Raw genomic sequence first — 19,504 nt, 5'->3', positions numbered from 1 at the left:
GCATCAGAAGTTCACGCCAAAGCTGAGCGCAACGTAATCGCGGTCAACGTTGGTATTGAAATCGCCGCCAAAGTAGTTGGTGTAACTGAGGCTGGCGGTGTAAGCGTTCTGGTAGTCGGCATCCAGGCCCAGGCTGACGGCCTTGGAGCCTTCGTCGAAGTTCGGACCGTAACCTTGCACATCGTGGGACCAGGCCAGCGATGGCGAGAGGTTGATGCCAGCGACAACGTTCGGGTAATCCAGCTTGGCGCGTGCCCGATAGCCCCAACTGTTGCTGGTGTAGAAGCCATCGTCGTTGCACTCTTGCGCCGGGTTGCTGGCCGTTGGCAAGCCGACTGCGGTGCCGCGACAGGCTGCCAGACCGGCAGCGCCCGGCAGTTCGCCGGAGCCGAAAGCAGGGCTTCGACCGAAACGCAGGTCAGAGCCGTCAGCCTTGCCCAGGCCGTTGATGTGGTTGTAACCCACCTCCGCCACCAGGGTCAGGCGACTGGCGCCCATGACTTGATCGAAGAACTGCGTGGCGGTGACTTGCGCCTGGGTTACCGGCATCCGTTTGTAGCCGTTCACCTCGGCGCCCAGGTTGCGCCCGGCAAAACCGCTGCTGATCAGCGGTGACGTGGCGCTGAAGGTCGCGGCAGACAACAGGTCAGCGGTGTTCAGTTGCAACGGCATGTTCGGCCGGTAGCTGACTTCGCCGCCCAGCGACGTGCCGCCGACGTTGGTCTGGAAGCTCAGGCCGTACAGGCGGATGTCTTCCGGATAATCGATGAAGTACCGGGCACTGCGCGCCGAGGCCAGGCCACCTGCCGTGCTGGTCATCTGGTTGATGCTCAGGAACGGGTTACGGCTGTGGTAGTTCATCGCATAGGCGCCGAACTCGGTGTCATTGACTTCGGGCACGAACCAGCGCAGGGCCAGGCCGTATTGGCCGCTGTCACGGGCGTCGTTGTCCTTGAGCCGGGGGATGAAGGCGTTGTCCCTACCGGCGGCGACGGCTGCCAGGCCACCGGTGTTCTGTGCCACGCCTGGCGGCAGGTCGAGGCCGGCCACCACCAAGCGGTCATCGCAGCCTTGGGCGACGCCGTCACTGCCAAAGAATGTGCCGCAGTTTTCCACCACCGATTTCTTCCAGTCCAACTGGTAGAACGCTTCAGCGGTAATGTTCTCGCTCAGGCCCTGGGACATATAGAACATGTTGACGGGAATCAGGCCTTCCTTGACCTCCGCTCCTGGGCGACGCAGCGCCGCCACGTCAATCGGGTTGATGCTGTTGATCGAGTTACCGATGAAGGTGCTCTCACCCCAACTCACCACCTGGTTCCCCAGGCGCACGTTGCCGACCAGATCGGCGATGCTGTAGTTGTGGTAGACAAAGCTGTCCAGAAACATCGCACCGGACGACTTGGCGGCGCGATCGCGCCCGCTGTCATCGATGTCGTAGAACGACTGATGGTCATCCATCAATTCGAAGTCATACCAATACTTGCCGCGCACAAAGGCTCCGCTGTCGCCGTACTTCAGCTCCAGGTCATGCACGCCTTTGAAGATCTTCGAAAAAGTGTCGCCCTTGGAGAAGTTCAGACGGCCATCATCGACGGTGCGCGAAGCGGCCTCGCCCTTTTCACCCAGGGAGTTGAAGTTGGAGATGAACTTCTTGTCAGGATTGGCGGTAGCCCAACTGGTACCGATCGACAGGGACGAGTCGAACTGCCCCTTGATTTCGCCGATGTTGAAATCAATGGCGTGAGCCTGATTGCTTGCGTATACGGTCACAGCTACTGCCAGCAGACTTGGCTGGAAGACTCCGCGCATTGTTGTTTTTCTCATGCGGTTTCTCCGGTTAGGGATGTGTTGGAGAGCTCATGCTAGCCATGCCCCAGCGAGTCCCTTACACCCGAATGGGTGATTTGCTGCGCGGTTTATCGGCTTGTTTTCATCCGCAGATTTTGCGGTTCAGCGCGGGGCGTTACCCAAGGTGACACCGTGTGCGGGGCGGCTAGCTGGCCTTCGGTGGGCAACTGTCATGATCATCCGGTGTGGGAGCGGGCTTGCCCCGCGATACGATGTGACGGGCAAGCCGCAATCGCGGGGCAAGCCCGCTCCTACCACAGAACTTAACGAGTTCAGAACGCGGTATCGCCCCCGAGCAAGCGACGGGCAATGGTCCGGCGTTGAATTTCCGAGGTACCATCCGGAATGCGCATGATGCGGGCGAAGCGGAAACCCTCTTCCAGCCGCAGTTCATTGGTCAGCCCCATGCCGCCATGCACCTGCATGCAACGGTCCATGACCCGGCACAGCATCTCGGTGGCGGACGCCTTGACGATCGATACTTCCTTGGTCGCCTGCTGGTTCTGGTCCACCAGCCATGCACAGTGCTGGATCATCGTTTTGCTGGCATAGATATCCATCGCGCACTCGGCCAGCATGTTCTGCACCGACTGGTGCTCGGCTATCGGTTTGCCAAAGGTCTTGCGCACCTTGGCGTACTCCAGCGCCTGGTCCAGCGCCCAACGTGCCAGCCCCAGGCAAGACGCGGCCATGCTCAGGCGACCGGCGTTAACACCGTCGAGCGCCACGCTCAAACCGCGATCCACCGGGCCGAGACGATGGTTGTCCGGCACCCGTACCTGATCCAGTGAGACGATACCGATGTCTGCGCCCAAGTGGCCCATCACCGGTATAGTGCTCGGCACCGAGAAGCCGGTTGTTTGCGTCGGCACGAAAAAGCCGGTAATGCCGCCACGCCCGGCACGGGCCTGTTCCTCGTCGGTCACGGCAAATATCATCGCGTAGTCGGCATACGGCGCGTTGGTGATCCACTGCTTGGTGCCGGTGATCAGCCAATCGTCACCGTCACGCACAGCGCGGGTGCGCATGGCGAACACATCGGAGCCGGCATCAGGCTCGCTCAGGCCAAAACACAGGGTCTTGTCACCATTGGCGATCTGTTCGTGGTACAGCGCCAGCACTGCCGGGTCCAGGTGCTTGAGCACCGGCGACAAGCCATTGGTGAACGGCGAAGGCAACACCACGGTCTGGATCAAATGCCGCGACGGCCCAACATGCGCGTTAAGGCGCTCCTGAATGTAAACCGCCGCTTGCGCGCCCAACCCGCTGCCGCCCAGCGACTCGTCGCTCAGCGCGGTGTAGAAGCCGGCCTCGGCGGACAACATGCGCACGCGGCGGCGCAACACGGTCAGTTCAGGTGCATAGCGCCCGTCTTCGGTGTAGACGGTGCGCTCGCTGGACAGCAACCCCTGGTGCTGTTGTTCCAGTGGCTCGACCTCACGGTCGATGAAACGGATCAGGGCATCGCCAAACGCGACCCACTCAGATGGCAAGGTGTAATCCATGATGCGCTCCTCAGACCGGATCCCAGCCAAACACGTCGGCGGACACTTCCAGTGGCAAGAATGATGGGGTGAATGCCGGCAGCATGTGTTCGGCCAGCGCCTTCGCGGTCCAGCCTTCGGCACGGTGCAGCGAACGCACCGGACGTGGTTGGTTCATCAGGAAAATCTCGTTGCGGCGCATGGTGAAGATCTGCCCATTGACGCTGGCGGCGGCATCACTGGCGAGGAATACCGCCAGTGCAGCGATGGGCGCCGGGGTCATGCTTTTGATTTTTTCCACACGCGCGGCCTGTGCCGGATCGTCCGACGGAATCGAGCCGACCATGCGGCTCCAGGCGAATGGCGAGATGCAATTGGAACGAATGCCATAACGCGCCATGTCCAGGGCAATCGACTTCGACAGCCCAACGATCCCCAGCTTCGCTGCCGCATAGTTAGCCTGGCCGATGTTGCCGACCAGCCCCGAGGTGGAGGTCATGTGCACGAACGCGCCACTTTGCTGGGCACGAAAATGCGTGGCAGCGGCACGGCTGACATTGAAGGTTCCGAACAGGTGTACCTGAATCACCGCTTCGAACTCTTCCGGGGTCATTTGATGGAAGATCCGGTCGCGCAAGATACCGGCGTTGTTCACCACGCTGTCCAGTCGGCCGTAGGTGTCGACGGCGGCCTCGACCAGGCGACTGGCGCTGGACCACTGCGCTACGCTGTCGCGGTTGACGATGGCCTCGCCGCCCTCGGCCTTGATCAGATCGACCACGTCCTGGGCCGGGTCTTCGTCCTGGGCCTCCCCGGTCACCGAAACACCAACATCGTTGACCACCACCCGGGCGCCGTTGCGGGCCATCTGCAGGGCCATCTCACGGCCGATGCCACGACCGGCGCCGGTGACGATAACCACCTTGCCTTCCATCATCTGTTCACTCATTGCGGACTCCGCTTCTTGTTGTTGTCGGGGGTGTTGCAGCTTGCTCAGCGGAACGCGCTGATGCCGGTGATCTCGCGGCCCTGGATCAACGCCAGAATGCCGTTCATGCCATCGGGTACCTGGAACATGCGCGCGTCGCGCCACAGGCGCTCGATGCCCAGTTCTTCGGTGATGCCCATGCCGCCGTGAATCTGGATCGCCAAGTTGATCGCCCGCTCACAGGCGGTCGTCGCGTAGCGCTTGGCCATTGCCGAGCTGCCGTTGGCGCGCAGCCCGCGATCCATGGCATCGAGGGCCTGATAGCAGAGCAGCCGCGAGGTGACGATCTGGGTTTCGATGTCAGCCAGGTCTTGCTGCACCAGCTGATGGGCCGCCAGCGGTTTGCCGAACTGTTCACGGACCTTGGTATATTCCACGGCCATGTCGAAGGCTTTTTGCGCCAAGTGCACGCACATCAGGCCGATCAGCGGACGGTTGCCGTTCCAGCCGACCGTGAGAGTTTTCGCCGCGTCGCCCGCTTCGCCAATGAGGTGGCTGAGGGGAATCCGGGTTTCTTCGAACACCACTTCACTCAAGTGCCCTTGCTGCAGACCGGTGACGCCGATTTCGCGCACATCGACTTCCGACTGACTGCGGTCGACCAGTGCGCGTTGCGCCAACGGTCTGCCGCGCTCGTCGTTACCCAGGGTGCACGACACGTTGAGCACATCGCAGATCGAGGCGTTGGTGATCCACAGTTTGCGTCCGGTGATAAAGGCGCTGTCGCCCTCCACGCGGATGCGCGTCTTCACCGCATTGGAGTCAGAGCCGGCATTGACTTCGGAGTTGGCCGTGCAAGCGATCTTGCGTCCGGCGATCAGGTCCGGCAGGTAGCGCTGGCTGATCTCGGGCGGGCAGCCGGAGTAGATCCGCGCCACCGTGCCTTCATGGGAAATCAGCGACAGCGCGACGATGGCCGGCAACTGCTCGACGATCAGCCCGTAGTCGAGCATCTGCAGACCACCGCCCCCGGCTTCGACCGGCAAGCGAGGTGCGGTGATGCCCAGTTCGGCCAGCGCGGCATAGATCTGCAGCATCGCCGCTTTAGGCAGTGGCCGGTCCACCGGGTGTTTGGCAAGTACCGGGTCAATTTGATCGCGCACCATGCGTTTGGCGGCATCGATCATCATTTCCTGGGATTCGGTCAGGGCAAAATTCATGCTGGGTTTCTCACGATAAACAGGAAGAGATCAGGCGCCGCTGTACTTCGGTGGACGCTTTTGCGCGAACGCCATGCGCCCCTCGATGCGGTCCTTGCTGTCGCGCAACAAGCCCCAGTGCAGATTCGACTGGGCAACAAAGTCACGCGGCGCCAGATGGGCGGTTTGCACCGCCAGTTGCTTGATCGACTGCACCGCGAGTGGGCCGTTGCCAGCGATGCGCTGTGCCAGCTCCAGCGCGAACGGCAACAGCTGCCCGGGTGGCACCAGGTCACTGATCAACCCTATGCGCAAGGCTTCTTCGGCGCTGATACGCTCGCCGGTCAGGGCCATTTTCATCGCCTGCGCCGCCGGTACTGCGCGCAGCAGGTACTGCACGCCACCCACTGCCGGAATGCTGGCCACCTTGGCTTCAGGCAGTGCAAACGATGCGCCTTCAGCGGCAATACGCAGGTCGCACTGCAGGGCCAACTCCAGGCCACCGCCCAGGCAATAGCCGTTGATGGCGGCGATCACCGGTTTCCATACGTCCAGGTCGCTGAGGTCGAGCAGGCGTGTGTAACCACCCTCCTCGGCCTCGGTTTCACGGCTTTTCAGGGCGCCACTGATGAAATCCGTCGCCGGTGGCAGCGTTGCCTTGAGGTTCGCCCCGGAGCAAAACGCCCGTTCGCCCGCCCCGGTGATCACGATCACACGGATCTGGCTGTCGTCCTGACAGGCCACCAGCGATTTGCGCAGGTGCATCAGGTCACCGATGGTCAGCGCGTTGTGTGAGTCAGGTGCGTCCAGCGTGATGAGCGCGACGTGGTCGATGATCTTGAATTGAATGGCCATGCAGGAACTCCCGTGGGCTACACGCTTGGACTCGACAGTGAGCGACCGCCACAGACGTACAAGGTCTGGCCGGTGATGTAGGAAGACTTGGCGCTGGCGAACATCAGCACGGCCTGGGCGATGTCGTCCGGCGTACCGATGCGGCCAACCGGAATCGTCGACATGATCCGGGCACGTTGCTCAGCGGAAAGCGGCGCCAGAATCGGCGTGTCGATGGCCCCCGGCGCTACTACGTTGGCGGTAATGCCGTGCTTTGCCAATTCGATGGCCAGCGAACGGGTCAAGCTGACCACGCCGCCCTTGGCCGCCGAATAGTTGGCCTGGCCGAACGCACCGAGCCAGGCGCGCGAAGAGATGTTGACGATACGCCCAAAGCCCTGCTCGATCATCCCCGGCACAACCGCTTTAACGCACAGAAACTGCGATTTCAGGTTGACGTCGATCACCAGGTCCCAGTCTTGCTCGGTCAGGTTGACGATGCGTTTGTCGCGGGCCATCCCGGCGTTGTTGACCAACAGATCCGGGGTCTTCCAGCGTGCCGTGACCTGGGCCACTGCAGCATTGACCTGTTCGCTGGAGGTCACGTCGACGCAAATGCCCATCAAGCGATCGGCGTATTCACCGGATTGCGCGATCTGCGCTTCCATGGCCTGGCTGTTCAGGTCAAACATGGCGACGGCGTACCCTTCGCGCAACAGCGCCTGAGTCAGGCCCTGGCCAATGCCCTGGGCGCCGCCGGTAACGATAGCTACATGGTTATTCATTTAGATATTCCTCAACGTCCCAGAATGTGAACGGCAGATGCCGCGTGATCGACCCCAGCGATACCGCCGCCCGTGCATTGGGTCAGGGCCAGCGAGGCGTCGTGAACCTGGCGGTCGCCAGCGCGACCTTCCAGTTGCCATACCGCCTCTACCATCTGCGCGACGCCGGTGGCGCCCAGCGGATGGCCTTTGGCAAGCAGGCCGCCGCTGGGGTTGACCACCACCTCACCGCCCAGGCGGGTGGCACCACTGCGCAGCAGTTCGTGGGCCTCGCCGCGCTTGCACAAGCCAAGCGCGTCGTAATAGATAAGTTCGGCGATGGTGAACGCATCGTGCAGCTCGACCAGGTCCAGGTCCGCCGCGGTGACGCCCGCCTGCTGGTAGGCCAGGTTCGCGGCGCGGGCGGTGATTTCAGCCGCGAGGATGTCATCGCTGCCGGTTTCACAACGGCCCGACTGAATCACCGACGCCAGCACCTTCACCGGCTTTGCCCGGCGTGATGGCTGACGTGTGGTCAGCACCAGTGCGGCGGCGCCATCCACCGCCGATGGGCAGCATTGCAGCAACGTCAGTGGGTCGAAGACTATGCGCGAGTTCATCACTTCGTCGATCGACACCGTGGTGCGCGTTTGTGCATAGGGGTTGAGCGCGCCGTGGCTGCGGTTTTTCACCGCCACCGCGCCAAGGTCTTCGGCGCCGACACCGAACTCGTGCAGGTAACGGGTGGCACGCATCGCGTAGATGGCCGGCAAAGCCATGCCGGCACGCACATACAGGTCGGTCATGTAGTCATTGCGTTGCAACGGGATGGTGCCACCGCCCAGGGCGGTGAGTTGCTCGACACCGAACACCAGCACGGTGTCGTAGATCCCGGCCTGCAGGGCGTGGCACGCCAGGTGCACGCCGCTGGCGCCACTGGCGCAGGCGTTCTCGACGTTGTAGATCGGCAAGCCCGATAGCCCCAGGTCGCGCATCAGCACTTGGCCCAGGACCATGCCGCCGAACACGTTGCACGAGTAGATCGATTGCACCGACCCGAGCTCGATGCCGGCATCGGCCACTGCACCGAGCACAGCGGTTTGCGCCAAGTCTTGCATCGAAGCGTTGTGGCGGCCGAACGGCGTCATGGCGACCCCGGCGATGTAGACGGGTTTGTTCATGCCACAGACTCCTGATTCAACGGTGCAAAGCTATAGATCGGGCCGGTTGGCGTGTCGCTGACGCACAGACGCAGCGCTTCGCCGATGCGTGGCGAACGCCCCTGGGGATAGTCCAGGCGCGCAAACACCCGCAGTCCTTCGGGAAAATCCGCCAGGCCCAGCGCTTGTGGCGCCTTGTTGGCCTTCGGGCTGGAATGCACCACGGTGTAGCTGTACAGCATTGGTGTTGAGTCGAGCTCGATCAGCTCGCACTCGGCAAAAAGTGGTGAAGTCGCTGGCAACGGCGGGAAGTGCAAGCCTTCATGGCCTTTGCGCCGACACGCGAGCAATACCGTGCGGCCATTGCGATCACGCCACGGCTGTTCGCTCGGCGCAGGCGTGGTGTCTTGAGTAGTGATGTTCATGGGTATTCCTTGTCGATCAGATCAGAGGCGTTCGAACACTGCAGCCAGGCCCTGGCCACCGCCGATGCACATGGTTTCCAGGCCGTAACGGGCGTCGCGACGCTCCATTTCGTGAAGCATCGAGGTGAGGATGCGAATTCCGGTGGCGCCGATCGGGTGCCCCAGTGAAATGCCCGAACCGTTGACGTTGATCCGCGGGTCGTCTTCCAGCCCCCACTCACGCAACACCGCCAGCACCTGGCCGGCGAAGGCTTCGTTGACTTCGATCAGGTCCATGTCCGCCAGGCTCAGGCCCAGGCGTGGTAACAGACGTGCCACGGCGGGTACCGGGCCGATGCCCATACGCAACGGGTGGCAACCCGCCGAGGCCCACCCCGCCAGCCGCGCCATCGGCACCAGGCCGTGCGCGTTGAGAAAGCGCTCGGACACCACCAGGCAACCGGCAGCGGCATCGTTCTGTTGACTGGCGTTGCCGGCGGTCACGGTGCCGCCCTTGAGCAAGGTCGGGAGCCTGGCCATCGCCTCGAGGTTTGCGTCTTCACGTATGCCTTCGTCACGGCTGATCAACAGCGGCGGGCCTTTGCGCTGCGGCACTTCGACCGGCAGCAGCTCCTTGTCGAAAAGCCCATCGCGCCAAGCCGCTGCGGCACGTTGATGACTGCGCACCGCCCACAGGTCAGCGGCTTCACGGCTGATGTCGTAGTCGTTAACCAGGTTTTCCGCGGTTTCGGCAGCACCGGAACATTCGCCGTAACGGCTTACCGGTTGCGAGTTGGCGCGGCCCCGATCCAGGCGATCATGCAGGGTCACATCGCCCAGGCGTGCGCCCCAGCGCATGTGGGTGCTGTAGTACTCGATGTTGCTCATGCTCTCGACGCCCGCGACCATCACGCAGTCGGCCACGCCGGTTTCAATCTGCATCGCCGCATCGATGACCGCTTGCAGGCCGGAGCCGCAACGCCGGTCCACGGTATAACCGGGCACTTCGTCAGGCAGACCGGCCAGCGACGCGGCATACCGACCCATGCACGGCGCCTCGCTGGACTGATAGGACTGGGCGACGATGACTTCGTCGATCCGTTGCTGCGGCACGCCGGATCGCTCGATCACCGCACGAATGACCTGCGCCGCCAGCTGAGCTGCCGTCAGCGGCGACAGCCCACCGCCGAACTTGCCGATGGGCGTACGCAAGGGGGAAACAATGTAGGCATGGGACATGATGGTCTCGACTGATCGGTTCAATACGGATTGGGAGTGATCGGTGATTCAGCACTCGGACTGAAAATCCAGGCCTTGTGCCCGCAGGCGTTCAATCGCAGCGGCGTCAAAGCCCCAGTCGCGCAAGGCCTCGCCACCGTGCTCACCGCGTCGCGGTGCTGGCCTCGGTTGCGCCGACGGTGTGCCAAGAAAGCGTGGAGCTGGAACCGGCTGTACCACGCCGGCCACTTCGATAAAGCTGCCGCGTGCCTGGCTGTGCGGATGATCGGGGGCTTCAGCAAAGCCAAGCACCGGCGCGACACAGGCGTCACTGCCTTCGAACACCTGGCACCAGTGCTCGCGTGTGTGCTTGCCGAAGGCCTCGGTGAAGGCTTCACGCAGGCGCGGCCACCCGGCTTTGTCGTGTTGCCTGGGCAACCCGGCCTCGGACAGGCCGAGCTTGACCAGCAGTTCCGTGTAGAACCGCGACTCCACCGGGCCGATGGCCATGTAGTGGTTATCGAGCGTGCAATAGGTGTCGTACCAGGGTGCGCCGCCATCCAACAGGTTGCTGCCGCGTTGCTCGTGCCAGTTACCGCTGGCGAGCAAGCCCCAAATCACCGAGCCCAGTTGCGCGGCCCCTTCGGTCATCGCGGCATCCACCACCTGCCCTGCTCCGCCGCGCTGCACATTGAGCAGCGCGGCCAATACCCCCACGGCCAGCAACATGCCGCCTCCACCGTAGTCGCCCACCACGTTGAGCGGTGGTAGCGGTCGCCCACCCAAGGGACCGATACCGGACAGCACGCCGCTCAGTGCGATGTAGTTGAGGTCATGCCCGGCGCGTTGCGACAACGGACCGGTCTGCCCCCAGCCGGTCATGCGTCCGTACACCAGGCGCGGATTGCGTGCCAACGCCACCTCGGGGCCCAACCCGAGACGCTCCATGGCGCCGGGACGCAAACCTTCGATCAGCACATCGGCGCGCTCGATCAACTCCAGCGCTGCCGAGACACCTTCAGGGCGCTTGAGATCCAGGGTGACCGAGCGCCGGTTGCGACCGCAGATATCGATACGCGGCCCTTCCAGCTTAGGCCCCAGATCACCCGCCGCCGCCGCGCGGTCGATACGCACCACATCGGCCCCCATGTCGGCCAGCAACATCGTGCCGAACGGCGCGGGGCCTATCGCTTCGAATTCCACTACACGAATGCCGCTGAGCACGCCCATCTGCTTACCCTTCTACTTGTTGTAATACGCCGGGTCGTGGTGCCCGGCGCCAGTGCACACAAGTAGAGCAACGCAGTCTCTGCGCTCGACCACCCGCGTCGGGTGGCGGTTATGTTGGCTTTGGGGGCTGTGGGCTTATCCATTTGATGTGAGGGCTGTAATGGCCCCTTCCGCCTTTACGGCGGCTTACTTTCCTCTTGGGGAAAGTAAGCAAAACTGCGGCGCCTGATCCATCGCGCATGGAAAGCCAAAACCGGTGGGAGCGGGCTTGCCCCGCGATGCGCTGTGACTGACACACCGCTATCGCGGGGCAAGCCCGCTCCTACTGGCAAGAGGTCAGCGAAACCAGCACATCCACTATTTGAGCTTGATCCACCCACCCTGGGTGGCGCTGGACAATCGGTGAAGTCAGAGCATGGCGCTTCAACCGTCACTGACACGAGATCACCGCCATGCCCACCGAACGCATCCCGTTGCGCGAATCGCAGCTTTTAATCAACGACGGTGTCGCCGAGTTCTCGCACCAGAACCCGGCCTCGCGCAACGCCCTGACCATGGAGTTACGCAAGGACTACACCGAGATGCTCGATCGCGTACAAGCGGATCGCAGCATTCGCGCCCTGGTGATCACCGGTTCAGGTGGAAGCTTCTGCGCCGGCGGCGATCTGAAGTCGCTCAAGGAACGCCAGAGCAGCACCGACCCGGAACTCAACTCCGCCGACGCCATGCGCCGACGCCTGCAAGCAGTGCATGTGTGGATGGAACGCTTGCGCAATCTGGAGATCCCGGTGATCGCCGCCGTCGACGGCCCGGCCTACGGCGCCGGTTTCGCCATTTCGCTGGCCGCCGACTTTGTCCTGGCATCCAGTCGAGCATCGTTTTGCATGTCGTTTGCCAAGGTCGGCCTGGTGCCGGATTCGGGCGCGCTGTACATGCTGCCAAGGGTGGTGGGCATGCAGATGGCCAAGGAACTGATGTTCACCGCGCGCCGCGTCAGCGTTTCCGAAGCCAAGACACTGGGCATCGTTCATGCGGTGTACGAACCCGAAGATCTACAGGCCAGCGCCATGGCGTTTGCCCGCCGCTTCGCCGACAGCCCCCGTGAAGTACTGGCACTGAGCAAAAGCCTGCTGAACAAGAGTTTCGAAACACCCTACGCCACCCTCGCTGAACTGGAATGCCACGCCCAGGCTGTGGTGTCGACTGCGCCTTATCACGCCCGCGCCGTTTCCTGCTTCCTGCAAGGCGAGCCTGCGCCCTTTGACTGGGAGCGCATGAACAAGGCCTGAGCGAATGCCCGCCACCCGCCGTGGGTGGCGTTCGCTCAGCGCCTCGGTCCTACCGTAGACCACAAGCATGCAGATGCACTTTTTGCCTGACCAACACAACAACAGGGCCCGACGCAGACTGTCCGCCCACACCATCAAGGAGTCTCCTGTGCACATCGCCCGAACGGTCTACCGCGACGACCATGAGATGTTTCGCACCACCGCACGACGCTTTTTCGAGCGTGAGTGCGTGCCTCGCCAAGCGGCGTGGAACAAAGCCGGCCAGTGGGATCGGGAAACCTGGCTGAAAGCCGGGCGCGAAGGCCTGCTGGGGATCACCATCCCTACCGAATACGGCGGTGGTGGTGGCGATTTCGGGCATAGCGCGGTGTACGCCGAAGAGTTCACCCGTGCCGACCTGTCCGGCAATGGCATGGGCATGCACTCGGACATCATCGCGCCGTACATCAATCGCTGCGGCAGCGAGGAGCAAAAACGCAAATGGCTGCCAGGCGCCTGTTCGGGTGAGATCATTCTGGCCATCGCGATGACCGAGCCCAATACCGGCAGCGACCTCAAGGCCGTGCGTACCACCGCTATTCGTGATGGCGACGAATACGTGATCAACGGCAGCAAGACCTTCATCAGCAATGGCCTGACCGCCGACCTGATCATTGTGGTGTGCAAAACCGACCCCGCCGCTGGTGCCAAAGGCATCAGCCTGATTGCCGTCGAAGCCGACCGCCCGGGCTTTCAACGTGGCCGCAAACTGGAAAAGCTCGGCCAGCATGCCCAGGACACCGCCGAGCTGTACTTCGACAACGTACGGGTACCGGTCAGCAATCGCCTGGGCGAAGAAGGCATGGGCTTTAGCTACCTGATGGGCGAATTGCCCCAGGAGCGGTTCTGCATTGCCGTTTCCGCTGCCGCCCGCCTGGAAACCGCGCTGGAACAAACCCTGGCTTACGTCAAGGAACGCAAAGCGTTCGATCAGACGGTCTGGGACTTTCAGAACACCAAATTCAAGCTGGTGGACATCAAGGCACAGGCCGTCGCCGTGCGCCTGATGATCGACCACTACCTGGGCGAACACATGCGCCGGCGCCTCACGCTCGAAGAAGCGGCGATCGCCAAGCTCTACGCCACCGAAACCCTGGGCAAGGCCCTGGACGACATGGTCCAGCTGCATGGCGGCTACGGCTACATGCTTGAGTACCCGGTAGCGCGCGCTTTTGTCGATTCGCGTGTGACCCGCATATATGGCGGCACCAGTGAAGTGATGCGCGAACTGATCGCTCGCAAGCTCTGAACCCACAACAACAAGGAAAACACCCCGTGAGCACTAACGTATTCGTTGCCGGCGTCGGCATGATCCCGTTCAAAAAACCCGGTACCAGCGAGACCTACGACGTCATGGGCGAACAGGCGATTCGCCTGGCCCTGGCCGACGCGGGCCTGGATTACAGCGATATCCAGCAGGCGTACGCTGGCTACGTCTATGGCGATTCGACCTGCGGACAGAAAGCGCTGTACCGCGTGGGCATGACCGGCATCCCGGTGCTCAACGTCAATAACAACTGTGCCACCGGTTCCTCTGCCCTGTTTCTGGCGCGTCAGGCCGTACAAAGCGGCGCGGTGGATTGTGCACTGGCCTTCGGCTTCGAACAGATGAACCCCGGTTCGCTGAAATCGGTCTGGACCGATCGTCCTGGTGCGCTTGAACGCGCCAACACGCTGGTCGACGAGCTGGTCGGCATGCCGGACATGCCCAACGCCATCCGCCAGTTCGCCGGCGCGGGCCGCGCGCACATGGAAAAGTACGGAACCAAACTGGAGACCTTCGCCAAGATTCGCGCCAAGGCCAGCCAACACGCGGCGCGTAACCCGTTGGCGGTGTTTCGCAACATCGTCAGCAGCGACGAAGTCATGGCCGCACCGATGTTGTGGGACGGCGTGCTGACCCGTTTGATGGCGTGCCCGCCTACCTGTGGTAGCGCGGCGGCCATCGTGGTGTCCGAAGCCTTCGCCAAAAAGCACGGTTTGCGCACCGACGTGATGATCGCAGGACAAGCCCTGGCTACCGACACCCCCAGCACCTACGACAGCCGCGACATGATCCGCGTGGTCGGCTTTGACGTCACCCGCCTGGCGGCAAAGATTGCCTATGAACAAGCCGGCATTGAACCGTATGACATCAACGTCATCGAGTTGCACGACTGCTTCGCGCAAAACGAACTGCTGACCTACGAAGCCCTGGGGCTGTGCCCTGAGGGTGGCGCTGAAATGCTGGTGAGTGATGGTGACAACACGTATGGCGGCCAATGGGTCGTCAATCCGTCCGGAGGTTTGCTTTCCAAGGGCCACCCACTGGGCGCTACCGGCCTTGCGCAGTGCTATGAGCTGACCCACCAGCTGCGTGGTACGGCCGAACAGCGCCAGGTCGAGGGTGCACGCATTGCCGTGCAACACAACCTTGGCCTGGGTGGCGCGGGTGTGGTCACCGTGTTCAAAAAGAACTGAACCGCCGGATAGCGACAGGAGCCCTTGCACATGATCGATAAAAAGCACATCGGCAAACAGCTGCCGACCTTTCACGCCGTAGCCGAAGCCTCGCAATTGAGATTCTTCGCCAAGGCCACCGGGGAAACCAACCCGATTTACTTTCAGCAGCAGGCAGCCCGTGACGCCGGTTATCCCGACTTGCCACTGCCGCCGACCTTTCTGTTCTCGCTGGCATTCCAGGCGCCCTCCAACGCCTGGCGTGACGAGCTGGGGATAGTGTCTTCACGCATCCTGCACGGTGAGGAGACCTTCCGTTACCACCGCATGGCGCACGCTGGCGACACCCTGTGTTTTGAAGTGCGAATCGCCGACATCTACGACAAAAAGGGCGGCGCCCTGGAGTTTGTGGTGCGGGAAACCCGCGTGACCAATCAGCGCGGCGAGCACGTGGCCGACCTGCGCGACGTACTTGTTCAGCGCAACGGCTGAAAAACCAGAACGGAGCCCTCTATGAACGCAATCAGTCTTGCAACCATTCACATCGGCGATGAGCTGCCGCCGCTGACCCTGCCAGCGATCAACCGCACCACCCTGGCGCTGTTCGCCGGTGCTTCGGGCGATCACAACGCGATTCACATCGACACCGACTATGCCCGCAAGGCCGGGATGCCCGATGTGTTCGCCCACGGCATGCTGTCGATGGCCTACCTCGGTCGCCTGTTGACCCAATGGGTCGACCAGCGTCAGTTGCGTGAATTTGGCGTGCGCTTTCTCGGTATCACTCACCTCGGCCACCAGGTTACCTGCACCGGCAAGGTCGTGGACAAGTTCGAGGTCGATGGCGAGCGACGCATTCGCCTGCACATCCAGACCACCAGCCAATACGGCGATATCAAGATCCTCGGCGATGCCGTGATTGCGCTGTAAGCGCAGCTATTTTTCAGGAGTCCGCAACATGGCAAAACTTGACGGCAAAGTCGCATTGGTCACCGGTTCCGGCCGCGGCATCGGCCAGTGCATCGCATTGAAACTGGCCAGCGAAGGTGCGCGGATCGTGATCAACGATCTGGACGCCGACCCGGCTCACGAAACCGCAGAGCTGATTCGCCAGATGGGTGGTGAAGCGGCGGTCTGCCATGGCAACGTCAGCGCTCCGGATTTCGCCGAGCGCTACATCAAGACCGCGATGGACCACTACAAGGGCATCGATATCATCGTCAACAACGCCGGTTACACCTGGGACGACGTGATCCAGAAGATGACCGACGAGCAGTGGTACGCGATCCTTGATTGCCACCTGACCGCGCCCTTCCGCATCCTGCGCGCGGCCTACCCGATCATCAAGGCGCAGGCGCAAGCTGAAGCGGCCGAAGGTCTGGAGGTGTTTCGCAAGGTGGTGAACATCTCCTCGGTGTCGGCGCTCAATGGCAACCCCGGGCAAATGAACTACGCCTCGGCCAAGGCCGGTGTCGGCGGCATGACCCGTTCCCTGGCCCGCGAATGGGGGCGTTTCAAGGTCAACGTCAACGCTGTGGCCTTCGGTTTCATCGAGACCCGCATGACCCGCGCCGACGCCCACGCCGGTGCAACGGTCAGCATCGACGGGCGCGACATCCGCGTCGGTGTCAGCCCGGAAATCGCCAAGTCCCACGCCCAGCGCAACCCCTTGGGTCGCGCGGGCACACCGCAGGAAGCGGCCGATGCGGTCTACCTGTTCTGCTCGCCCGAGTCGAACTACATCACCGCCCAGACCATTGCGGTGGCGGGTAACCTGCAGTAATCCCCAAGGCTAGCGCCCGTATTTCAACGGGTGCTAGCCACTCCAACGGTTGTCGGCTTTTGCGGTTTAAACGGCACCAGTGGCGGATTGGTGATCGCGCATACGGGCCACGGCCTCGTCACGACTGCTGACAGCCAGTTTGCTGTAGATGTGGCTGAGGTGCCATTTCACGGTTTCCGGTGAAAGTCCCAGGGCACGCGCAATTTTCTTGTTCGGCAGGGCCTGGGCCAACAGGCGCATGACCTCGAGTTCCCGTTCACTCAAGCATTCAATGCCCTGGCCAGCCGATTGCCGTGGCGTTTGCTCCGGCGCGACCTCGACGTCCACCCTTGCAACAGGACGGGTGGCCACAAGGCGCTCGACGTAGAACGCCAGGACCGGATCGAGCGGCTCCTGGGCGACCAGCTCGATGATCATGTCAAGCGCATCGGCATGGGCATCGATCAGGCTGCGGATCAACCCGAAGCGATGTCCGCGACGCAAGGCTTCGATGACTTTGTCCCGGGCCGCCTGCTCCTGACCAAGACGCCGATCGATGAACGCCCCGAAAATCATAATTCGCGCAGCCAGCCCATGACGGCCATGGTTCTCGCACCAGGTGAGCAGTTGCCCCAGGCGCAGCGAAGCGCCCTTGAGATCACCACGGGCCGCCTGCAGGCGTGCCTCGGCGTGCTGGGCAAGCATATGGATTTCGCTCAGCGGACTGTTTTCCACCTGTGGATGACGCGCATAAACGGCCGCCAGTTGCGCCATGCAGCTTTCGGTCGCCACTTGCTCGCCCAGCAACAGGTGCCAGTGCACCCGCCACACCAGGCTGTAGGCAATCAACCGGTCCAGCCCCAGCTTGCGGCCGTACTCATGCAGGCGCTCCAGGTAGGCAAAGGCTTCCTGGTGATGGCCCAGCGCCCATTGTGCCGACGCCAGGATGCCGAATACGCGCAGCACCGAATCGGGGATCGAGATGCGCTCCAGAATGTCCAGCCAGCCGCTCAACAGATCAAAGGCGGCCTGCACTTCGTTGGTTTCATAGAGCACCTGGCCAAGCAACGCGCCAGCCAGATAATAGGCGTCCGCGCATGATTTGCCGCCGTGTTCGGCCTCCTGCAGCACTTCGCGATAGACGCGCTCTGCCTGAGTGATCTGCCCCTGCATGGCCAGGCTCAAGCCGATCAGGCAGCGCCCCTGCAGACTGCCACCGGCGGTGCCGGTCAGGGGGGCACCATCGACAATCAGCAGCGGACGCTCCATCTGGATGCGTCGCGCCAATTCGTATTGGCCCTGGTGCATGTACAGCCAGGAACAGATGTTGATGCCCCCACCCACCATCACGGCGTTGGCCTCCTTGGGCGGGTGCAGCATTTGCGGCAGCACACTCAAGGCGCTGTCAATATCGTCGCGCTGCACCGCCAGCGTGGCGCGCAGCAGCACCAGGCGAAAACGCGCGGCGACGTCACTGAGCGGTACGCTGTGCCAGAGCTCCTCGATCAGCGCTTCGGCGGCAGAGAAGTCCTGGGCGAAAATGTGCAGGCGCGCCATCAGAATCCTCAGCGCCGGGCTTAGCCCTACTTGCTTGGCCGGCAACCGGCGCACCAGATTCACCAGCAGACGCAGGTCGCCATGGGCATACAGGCGCTCGGCTTGCGCCTCGACCAGACGCGCCGCCGCCGCACCCTGGCCCCCGAGCACCGCGTGGCGCACCGCTTCGTCCAGTTGATCGCGGTCACGAAACCAGCTCCACGCCCGGGCATGCACAATGCCTTGTTCTTCTTCGCTGCGGGTGGCAAAGCGCTTGAGCAGGATTTCTCGCAGCAGTGGGTGAAAGCGAAACCAGCGTTCAGGACCATAGCCTTCCACCGGGATCAGAAACAGGTTGTCGCTCTCCAGACGCGTCAGCAGTATGTTGGCATCGCCCAACGCTTCCGGCTGACCGGTAAGGGCGGCACACAGGGCGGCGCAGAAGCGGTTGCACACGGCCATGTGTACCAGTTGATCAACGTCGCCGGGCATCAGTTGCGCCAGGACGTTGTTGCCGAAAAACGCCTCGAAAGCCTGAGTGTCGCGCAACTGCGCCGGTGCCGTCTGGCTCTGGCGGGGGCGCTTGCGGCTCACGCACAGCAGTTGCAACCCGGCCACCCAACCGTCGGTTTGCTCGTACAGTTGACGGGCTTCGTTGTGGCTGATGGCGCCCAGTTGGGTCTGCAAGAAGCGCTCGCTTTCCTCCAGGCTGAAGCGCAGATCGCGAAAATCCAGTTCCAGGGTCATGGCCTGGCTACGCAGGCGGGCCAGCGAGAGTGGCACGACGCTGCGCGAGGCCAGCACCAGGTGCAGATTGGCGGGTGCATAGTCCAGCAGCCATTGCAGGGCTTCGTGGATACCCAGATCGGTAAGGCTGTGCAGGTCGTCCAGCACCAGCACCAATTCACGGCGGTGATTGGCGATGCCCCGCACCAAGGTGATGATCGTGCGCTCTACCGCCTCAGCGTCGATGCCACGCCCCTCCAGTTGCGACGCCTCACGCGCCATGCTGTCACCGACGCGGGCGATGCTGGCAATCAGGTAATCGAGGAAGCGGGCAAGCTCATTGTCTTCCTGGGTCAGGGTCAGCCAGGCGAAGTCGTACCCCAGCGGCAGCAATTGCTGCCGCCAGGCCAGCAAGGTACTGGTTTTGCCGCAGCCGGCCGGGCCGCGCAACACAACGCAGCGTTGCTGGCGGGCGGCAAGCAGGCGCGTTCGCAGTTGCTCACGGGCAATCAGGTTGCCGGTGCTGCGTGGCGGCTGCAGTTTGCTGGCGTCGACGGTGGAGAAAGCTGTGTCACCAGTAGATGCGGCGGGCCAGTTGTTATTGTTCATGGGCCAATCCGAAAGTGTAGTGAGTGGCGCCG

17 protein-coding genes are annotated in these 19,504 nt (G+C 62.6%); 6 read left to right on the top strand and 11 right to left on the bottom strand.

Annotated elements, in window-relative coordinates; genetic code table 11:
• Positions 1 to 3: 3 nt before the first annotated feature.
• The 10 genes from ACP6KB_RS13015 to ACP6KB_RS12970 all read right to left on the bottom strand — a co-directional run bounded on the left by ACP6KB_RS13015 (position 4) and on the right by ACP6KB_RS12970 (position 11,072).
• The gene (locus ACP6KB_RS13015) at positions 4 to 1,827 is read right to left on the bottom strand and encodes a DUF1302 domain-containing protein (RefSeq protein WP_442114129.1); all 1,824 of its coding nucleotides are present in this window, start codon (positions 1,825 to 1,827) and stop codon (positions 4 to 6) included.
• 296 nt (positions 1,828 to 2,123) lie between these two features.
• On the bottom strand, positions 2,124 to 3,356 hold the full coding sequence (locus tag ACP6KB_RS13010; protein ID WP_442114128.1) for an acyl-CoA dehydrogenase family protein: 1,233 nt from the start codon (positions 3,354 to 3,356) through the stop codon (positions 2,124 to 2,126).
• 10 nt (positions 3,357 to 3,366) lie between these two features.
• A complete protein-coding gene (locus ACP6KB_RS13005; protein ID WP_442114127.1) occupies positions 3,367 to 4,284 on the bottom strand; it encodes an SDR family NAD(P)-dependent oxidoreductase in 918 nt (305 codons plus the stop codon).
• A gap of 44 nt (positions 4,285 to 4,328) precedes the next feature.
• Positions 4,329 to 5,483, bottom strand: a complete 1,155-nt coding sequence (locus ACP6KB_RS13000) for an acyl-CoA dehydrogenase family protein (protein WP_442114126.1) — start codon at positions 5,481 to 5,483, stop codon at positions 4,329 to 4,331.
• Between the two features lie 30 nt (positions 5,484 to 5,513).
• A complete protein-coding gene (locus ACP6KB_RS12995; RefSeq protein ID WP_442114125.1) occupies positions 5,514 to 6,317 on the bottom strand; it encodes an enoyl-CoA hydratase/isomerase family protein in 804 nt (267 codons plus the stop codon).
• A 17-nt stretch (positions 6,318 to 6,334) separates the two neighbouring features.
• The gene (locus tag ACP6KB_RS12990) at positions 6,335 to 7,081 is read right to left on the bottom strand and encodes an SDR family oxidoreductase (protein ID WP_442114124.1); all 747 of its coding nucleotides are present in this window, start codon (positions 7,079 to 7,081) and stop codon (positions 6,335 to 6,337) included.
• 11 nt (positions 7,082 to 7,092) lie between these two features.
• Positions 7,093 to 8,241, bottom strand: a complete 1,149-nt coding sequence (locus ACP6KB_RS12985; protein WP_442114123.1) for a thiolase family protein — start codon at positions 8,239 to 8,241, stop codon at positions 7,093 to 7,095.
• Positions 8,238 to 8,645: a Zn-ribbon domain-containing OB-fold protein gene (locus ACP6KB_RS12980; protein WP_442114122.1), complete on the bottom strand. Its 408-nt coding sequence runs from the start codon at positions 8,643 to 8,645 to the stop codon at positions 8,238 to 8,240. The genes ACP6KB_RS12985 and ACP6KB_RS12980 overlap by 4 nt, the downstream gene beginning before the upstream one ends.
• A gap of 21 nt (positions 8,646 to 8,666) precedes the next feature.
• On the bottom strand, positions 8,667 to 9,863 hold the full coding sequence (locus ACP6KB_RS12975) for an acetyl-CoA C-acetyltransferase (protein WP_442114121.1): 1,197 nt from the start codon (positions 9,861 to 9,863) through the stop codon (positions 8,667 to 8,669).
• 48 nt (positions 9,864 to 9,911) lie between these two features.
• Positions 9,912 to 11,072 carry a CaiB/BaiF CoA transferase family protein gene (locus tag ACP6KB_RS12970; RefSeq protein ID WP_442114120.1) on the bottom strand — a complete coding sequence of 387 codons (1,161 nt, stop codon included), beginning with the start codon at positions 11,070 to 11,072 and terminating at the stop codon, positions 9,912 to 9,914.
• A gap of 452 nt (positions 11,073 to 11,524) precedes the next feature.
• Here ACP6KB_RS12970 and ACP6KB_RS12965 point away from each other — a divergent pair, with 452 nt between their 5' ends.
• From ACP6KB_RS12965 to ACP6KB_RS12940, 6 genes are all read left to right on the top strand, one after another.
• The gene (locus ACP6KB_RS12965) at positions 11,525 to 12,361 is read left to right on the top strand and encodes an enoyl-CoA hydratase/isomerase family protein (protein WP_442114119.1); all 837 of its coding nucleotides are present in this window, start codon (positions 11,525 to 11,527) and stop codon (positions 12,359 to 12,361) included.
• A 187-nt stretch (positions 12,362 to 12,548) separates the two neighbouring features.
• The gene (locus ACP6KB_RS12960) at positions 12,549 to 13,649 is read left to right on the top strand and encodes an acyl-CoA dehydrogenase family protein (RefSeq protein ID WP_442114299.1); all 1,101 of its coding nucleotides are present in this window, start codon (positions 12,549 to 12,551) and stop codon (positions 13,647 to 13,649) included.
• A gap of 26 nt (positions 13,650 to 13,675) precedes the next feature.
• Positions 13,676 to 14,860, top strand: coding sequence for a lipid-transfer protein (locus ACP6KB_RS12955; protein ID WP_442114118.1), 1,185 nt, complete (start codon positions 13,676 to 13,678; stop codon positions 14,858 to 14,860).
• Between the two features lie 30 nt (positions 14,861 to 14,890).
• On the top strand, positions 14,891 to 15,331 hold the full coding sequence (locus ACP6KB_RS12950; RefSeq protein ID WP_442114117.1) for a MaoC family dehydratase N-terminal domain-containing protein: 441 nt from the start codon (positions 14,891 to 14,893) through the stop codon (positions 15,329 to 15,331).
• 21 nt (positions 15,332 to 15,352) lie between these two features.
• Complete coding sequence (locus tag ACP6KB_RS12945; protein WP_442114116.1) at positions 15,353 to 15,769, top strand: MaoC family dehydratase; 417 nt, start codon at positions 15,353 to 15,355, stop codon at positions 15,767 to 15,769.
• Between the two features lie 28 nt (positions 15,770 to 15,797).
• Positions 15,798 to 16,622 (top strand): SDR family NAD(P)-dependent oxidoreductase, encoded by an 825-nt coding sequence (locus tag ACP6KB_RS12940; RefSeq protein WP_442114115.1) that lies wholly within the window; start codon positions 15,798 to 15,800, stop codon positions 16,620 to 16,622.
• A gap of 66 nt (positions 16,623 to 16,688) precedes the next feature.
• Here ACP6KB_RS12940 and ACP6KB_RS12935 read toward each other — a convergent pair whose 3' ends face one another.
• Entirely contained in the window at positions 16,689 to 19,472 is a 2,784-nt protein-coding gene (locus tag ACP6KB_RS12935) for a LuxR C-terminal-related transcriptional regulator (protein ID WP_442114114.1), read from the bottom strand.
• Positions 19,473 to 19,504 lie beyond the last annotated feature (32 nt).

The sequence above is a fragment of the Pseudomonas sp. NUPR-001 genome, from assembly GCF_052147955.1.
Taxonomy (GTDB): domain Bacteria; phylum Pseudomonadota; class Gammaproteobacteria; order Pseudomonadales; family Pseudomonadaceae; genus Aquipseudomonas.
The sequence above is the reverse complement of the archived record's forward strand: the minus strand, read 5'-3'. Positions and strand labels throughout refer to the sequence as shown.